Source organism: Candidatus Desulfolinea nitratireducens (assembly GCF_982879505.1).
In genome coordinates this window covers 1-5,651 of the sequence record NZ_CEYOSI010000222.1, presented here as the reverse complement: position 1 = coordinate 5,651, position 5,651 = coordinate 1, and the positions used below count along the sequence as shown (strand labels likewise).

The following is a 5,651-nucleotide window of genomic DNA, read 5'->3' as shown; positions in this document are numbered from 1 at the left end:
AAGAAGCAGGAGTGCTGGATTCATTTGGCTGCTTTGTCTATTCGGTGAATAAAGGCTGAGGCAGCTTTGAAAACCTGTGCCTTTGCTGGTTCACGGGGAATGACATGCCCGCTTTCGGTGACCCACATCATCTCTTTATCGTCTGTGCCAAGGGCATTGTAGATATTTTTCATGCTGTCCGAAGGAATATAAGTATCGTTGTGTGAATGCACCAGCAATGTGGGTGCGGTGGCATCCGGGAGTGAATCGCGCATCTCTTCCAATAGCAGGGAAATCTCAACAGCCGAACGAACGGGATTTTGGGGATAGGAAATATGGTCTTTCCATGCATCCTGATCGAACCATGTCGCCCCGGGTTCATCACTGGATTTGCTCATATAGGGCACGATTGGTGCAAGGATTTTCGCAAGTTTTAGACTTGGGAGATCAATTTTATAGGGAGTTGACATGGCGATGACCCCATCGACTTCCAATTTTGTAGACATGAGCAAAGAAAGCGCTCCACCCATCGAAAGCCCGATCAGGAAGATGCGATCTGCTGCGCCACGCAGAAAATAAACCCCATCTTCGACGGAGTGCATCCAGTCAATATAGCGGGTGCGGATCATTTCCTCCGGATTTGTGGCGTGCCCGGCGAGCCGAACACCGAGGACACTGAAACCTTCTTCCGCTAAATATTCCCCCATCCAGCGCAGCTCTTTGGGAGCGCCGGTAAAACCGTGAACGAGGAGGCACCCCGTTTTGTTACCGGGGAAGAAAAAGGGTTCGGCAGTTTTTATGATCATGGTTATATAGCTATTCTATTTATAGGTTTCCTGCAATGCGAAGATGAACGATCCAGGTTGCCATAGAATTTTATTGTTGGTGTATAGTTGCGCCACCCCAATACAAAGGTTATTACCCCAATACACGAATTTCGCGGGGCAAAGTGCTCAAACTCTCAGCGCCATCCTCGGTGATGACCAGATCATCCTCTACGCGGACACCATTCCGACCGGGCAGATAAATCCCAGGCTCAACTGTAAAGGCCATCCCCACTTCGAGGATGCGTTGATTATCCGCGCGCATATAGGGCGCTTCATGTCCCTCCATACCGATGCCATGTCCTGTGCGATGAGTAAAATATTCGCCATAACCTGCTTCATCGATGATTTTTCGCGCGGCGATATCCACCACACTGGCGGGAAGACCTGGCTTTGCTGCGGCCCGTCCGGCTGCGTTGGCCTGCTGCACAATTTCGTGGATTTTAAGATATTCCGGATCCACTTCACCAATAGCAAAGGTGCGGGTGATATCAGAGACGTAAGAATTATTTGTGGCACCCCAGTCGATGACCAGAAGATCACCTTGCTGCAATTTACGTTCAGATGGGGTAGCATGGGGGTTGGCCGAATTTGGCCCTCCGGAAACAATTGGCTGGAAGGGGACTGGTGATTCGGTTCCATTTTTGAGCAATTGGCTGACCAACTCGGCAGCAATCTCTTTCTCGCTTACACCGATCTTGATCATTGGCAAAGTAGCCTCGAGGGCAGCTTCGGCAATCTTGACCGCTTTGCGCATGGATGCGATCTCCTCTACATCCTTGCGAATACGAAGAGAGGCCATGGTTTCGGTCGCATCCGGGAAGCTTGCATTGGGAGCCGCAGCCTGCAAATGGCTATGTTCAAAAAGACGCATCCCAAGCGGCTCTACGCCGATCTTTTTCCCATCCAAACCGAGGCAGTTAACGGCTTTGCGGAATACATCTGTCCAGGTGGTGGGATCTTCATTATAGGGGAAGGCTTCTACATCATAGGGGATTCCCGTCAGCTTGGCGATTTCCAACTCAGGCAAAACAAGCGCAATTCGTCCATCTGCGGCAAAGAGGGCCACGATGGGGCGCTCCATCAGATGAAAATGAAGTCCGGTCGCGTATAGCAAGCTGGGGGTGGGGTTGAGGGCGAGAGCGTCCAGACCGAAATCTGCCAGGGCTGTGAAAAGTTTATCTAAACGGGAAATGCTCATTGAGTTCTCCATCTCTTTATAAAAACCAATTATTTGTGATATTTTTTAGAAAATCGGATTTGTGCCCAATCTGAGAGACCCGGAAAGTGATTATTAATCCAGATAATAATTCCCATCCACCACGGCAATATCAGGGCGCGGCGGGGACGCCAGGCAACCTGAACAACTTTTGCGGCGACATAGTCAGAGGTCATTGAGAGCCGTGCAGGGGTTTTAAATTTTTTCTTAATGGATTTATCACTGGTTTGATTACTGAATTCAGTCACAGCGGAGCCTGGATAAATGGCCGATACATGAATGCCGAGGTGCCGCACTTCGCGGCGGAGCGCATCGGAAAAGCCACGCACACCAAATTTTGTGGCAGCATAGACGCTGTAGAGCGGTGCGGCTGTCCAACCCGTAACAGAGGACATATTAATGATATGCCCTTCACCCCGGTCTATCATGTGGGGAAGAACAGCGCGTGTGACCTGGATCAGCCCTGTCAGATTAACAGCAATCTGGGGTTCGATATCACGTTCGGAATCGAGATTTTCAAACCAATCCATGCGACCAAAACCTGCATTATTAAATAGAATATCGATCTGGCCATAAAAATCAAGTGCACTTTGTACCATCAGCCTGATCTCGGCAAGGCTTGCAATATCTACGGGAATAGCCAGCGCCTCGTATCCCTGCTCCTGGATATCATTGGCCAATTTTTGAAGGCGATCAAGGCGGCGAGCCACCAGGATCACTTTGGCTCCCTCATGAGCAAAGAGAAAAGCTGCACTTGCGCCAAAACCAGAGGAGGCACCGGTGATCAGTACTACTTTGTCTTTGAGTTGCATGAGTCCATCCTTGGGTTATGACTTCAGGTTTAAGACTTCAGACTTCAGATTTCAGATTTCAGCCCTGTTGTCTGAAGTCTAATGTCTAATGTCTGAAGTCTTCTCAATCCTCTTCCTCTTTTTGAGACGGGCGTGGCGGATCAATAGTCTGTTCGGGTGCAATGGCAATCTTAAGAACCTCATCCATATGCTTGACTGGGATCAGCTTCAAGTCAGTTCGGGCTGCCTTGGGAATATCCACCAGGTCCTTCATGTTTTTTTCTGGCAACAATATCACCTTCATCCCGGAGCGATAAGCGGCGAGGACTTTCTCCCGGACACCGCCGACAGGCAGAACGCGCCCACGCAGGGTGATCTCACCAGTCATCGCTACATCATGATAAACGGGATGTCCCGTCAGTGCTGAGACCATCGCCGTTGTCAGGGTAATGCCTGCACTGGGGCCATCTTTCGGGATCGCGCCTTCCGGCAAGTGAAGATGAATATCCATCCGATCGAAAACTTCGAGAGGGATTTCAAAATCTGTCGCACGGGATTTCAGATAGGTCAGCCCGGCCTGAACGGATTCCTGCATCACATCGCCAACCCGACCGGTGATCTGGAGATTGCCTTTCCCCTCGAGGATGGCAACTTCAATGGACATGATCTCACCACCATTTATCGTCCAGGCGAGACCGGTTGCAACCCCGACCTCATCCTGCTCTTCTGCCTGCGGGATGAAGTAATCTGGTGGCCCAAGGAATTTTTCTATAGCGCGCAGGGTGATCTGCTGCGGATAATGTTTCCCTTCTGCTTTGAGCCTCGCCACCTTGCGACAAACACGACCGATCTCACGCTCCAAATTGCGGACACCGGCCTCATAGGTGTATTCACGGATAATGCTCTTCAGAGCCTTTGGTGAAAAACGTATCCCAAGATCATCTACGCCGCTCTCTTCTATCTGGCGCGGGATGAGATACTGATCGGCAATGGCAAGCTTCTCTTCCTCGATATAACCGGGGAACTCGATCACCTCCATCCGATCAAGCAAAGCATCGGGAATATCATGTAATGAATTGGCTGTGGTGATAAACATGACCTTTGAAAGGTCAAATGGGATCTCAAGATAATGATCGCTAAAGGCGTAGTTTTGCTCCGGGTCGAGAACTTCGAGCAATGCGGATGAGGGATCGCCGCGAAAATCGGAGCCCAGTTTGTCGATTTCATCGAGCATGAAAAGCGGGTTGGCTTTACCGGCCCTCTTCATCGTCTGGAGGATCCGTCCGGGTAGCGCACCGATATAGGTCCGGCGGTGACCGCGTATTTCTGAAACATCGCGCACCCCGCCCAGGGAAACACGGACAAATTCACGTCCGAGCGCCTCGGCGATGGAGCGTCCCAACGAGGTTTTCCCCGTTCCCGGCGCACCAACAAAACAGAGTATCGGTTGACGTTCCTTCTTTGGTTTCAAACTGCGCACGGCAATATATTCGAGAATACGATCTTTGATCTTTTTCAAACCGTAATGATCACGGTTAAGAATTTCTGCCGCATGACTTACATCAAGCTTATCTTTCGAGGATTGTTTCCAGGGCAGGTCAACGATCCAATCGATATAGGTGCGAATGATTCCCACCTCAGGTGCCATCGGGGGCATCTGCATCAACCGTTCCATTTCTTTATTCGCTGTCTCTTTGGCTTCTTTGGGTAGTTTGGCATCCTCGATCTTCTTGCGGATTTCGGCAATATCCCGCCCCCAAATATCCCCTTCCCCCAATTCGCTTTGGATGGCTTTCAGCTGTTCGCGCAAATAAAACTCACGCTGGCTACGATCCACTTCAGATTGGACACGGGTATGAATTTTATTTTCAAGTTCCAGGACATCCACCTCCTGCACCAGCAAAATATTAAGTTGCTGCAAGCGAGTTGCAGGGTCTGGAAGCATGAGTAGTTTTTGTTTTTCCTGTGCAGAGATTGAAAGTGAAGAAGCAATCATATCTGCCAGCCAGCCTGGCTCAACAATATTCAGCGCGTAGAGATGGGCTTCATCGGGTATAGCTCGATCCAGGCGAACACAATTCTCAAAGGATTCGAGCACAGAGCGCATCAGCGCCTGCATCTCACGGTCGGTTTCCTTAGGCTCAAATATTGGGCGGGCACGAACCCGTATAAAGGGTTCCAGTTGAACAAATTCGACAATCTCCACTCGCCGTCGTCCCTGCACCAGCGCAGAACTGGAACCTTCGGGCATACTGAGCAAACGTCCCACCGCCAATTCCACACCAATTGGCAAGAAATCCCCATCGCCAGGCGTATCAAGATCGGCATCTCGTTGTGTCAGGCCAATCACAGTCTGGTCATTTATCTGGGCTTCCTGGATGGCAAGTAACGAAGTCTCACGCCCAATAAAAATCGGGGAGACCATCCTTGGAAAAATCACCAGATCACGCAGAGGAATAGCCCAGGCCTCGATCAGCCCATCTGCGTCTGCAGCACGATTCGGGACGCGATAAAGCTCCTCCGTCCGCTGTGAAAGGGAGATCCCAAAATCTTCTTCGTCTTCAAATGACCAGTCGTTTCGATTCATGCTTTTCCTATACGTCACTGCGAGCTTCTTTTGCGTGGCAGTCTCCAGTTCTGGGAGGGAGATTGCCGCGTCGGCTTACAGCCTCCTCGCAATGACAGTGATCCTAATTATTTAAATTTTCACTCAAAACCGCGCGTACAGCAGCGGTCAGAAAAATTGATCCGGCGGATAGAACAAGCGCTTGATCCCCGGCAATATCTAACGCTCGGGCAACTGCCTCTTCGACAGGCTCAACCGCTTCGCACGCAACC

4 protein-coding genes are annotated in these 5,651 nt (G+C 50.5%); all 4 read right to left on the bottom strand.

The annotated features are described in order from the left end of the window. Positions 1-20 precede the first annotated feature (20 nt). The 4 genes from AC3DOM_RS15055 to lon all read right to left on the bottom strand — a co-directional run bounded on the left by AC3DOM_RS15055 (position 21) and on the right by lon (position 5,400). Positions 21-785 carry an alpha/beta hydrolase gene (locus AC3DOM_RS15055; protein ID WP_487919865.1) on the bottom strand — a complete coding sequence of 255 codons (765 nt, stop codon included), beginning with the start codon at positions 783-785 and terminating at the stop codon, positions 21-23. 112 nt (positions 786-897) lie between these two features. After that, complete coding sequence (locus AC3DOM_RS15050) at positions 898-2,004, bottom strand: M24 family metallopeptidase (protein ID WP_487919864.1); 1,107 nt, start codon at positions 2,002-2,004, stop codon at positions 898-900. Between the two features lie 29 nt (positions 2,005-2,033). Then, positions 2,034-2,834, bottom strand: coding sequence for an SDR family NAD(P)-dependent oxidoreductase (locus AC3DOM_RS15045; protein WP_487919863.1), 801 nt, complete (start codon positions 2,832-2,834; stop codon positions 2,034-2,036). Positions 2,835-2,937: 103 nt separating this feature from the next. Next, positions 2,938-5,400: an endopeptidase La gene (gene lon / locus AC3DOM_RS15040; RefSeq protein ID WP_487919862.1), complete on the bottom strand. Its 2,463-nt coding sequence runs from the start codon at positions 5,398-5,400 to the stop codon at positions 2,938-2,940. Positions 5,401-5,651 lie beyond the last annotated feature (251 nt).

Coding starts and splice junctions, on each gene's coding strand:
- AC3DOM_RS15055 (WP_487919865.1), bottom strand. CDS start 785: ATGATCATAAAAACTGCCGAACCCTTTTTCTTCCCCGGTAACAAAACG.
- AC3DOM_RS15050 (WP_487919864.1), bottom strand. CDS start 2,004: ATGAGCATTTCCCGTTTAGATAAACTTTTCACAGCCCTGGCAGATTTC.
- AC3DOM_RS15045 (WP_487919863.1), bottom strand. CDS start 2,834: ATGCAACTCAAAGACAAAGTAGTACTGATCACCGGTGCCTCCTCTGGT.
- lon (WP_487919862.1), bottom strand. CDS start 5,400: ATGAATCGAAACGACTGGTCATTTGAAGACGAAGAAGATTTTGGGATC.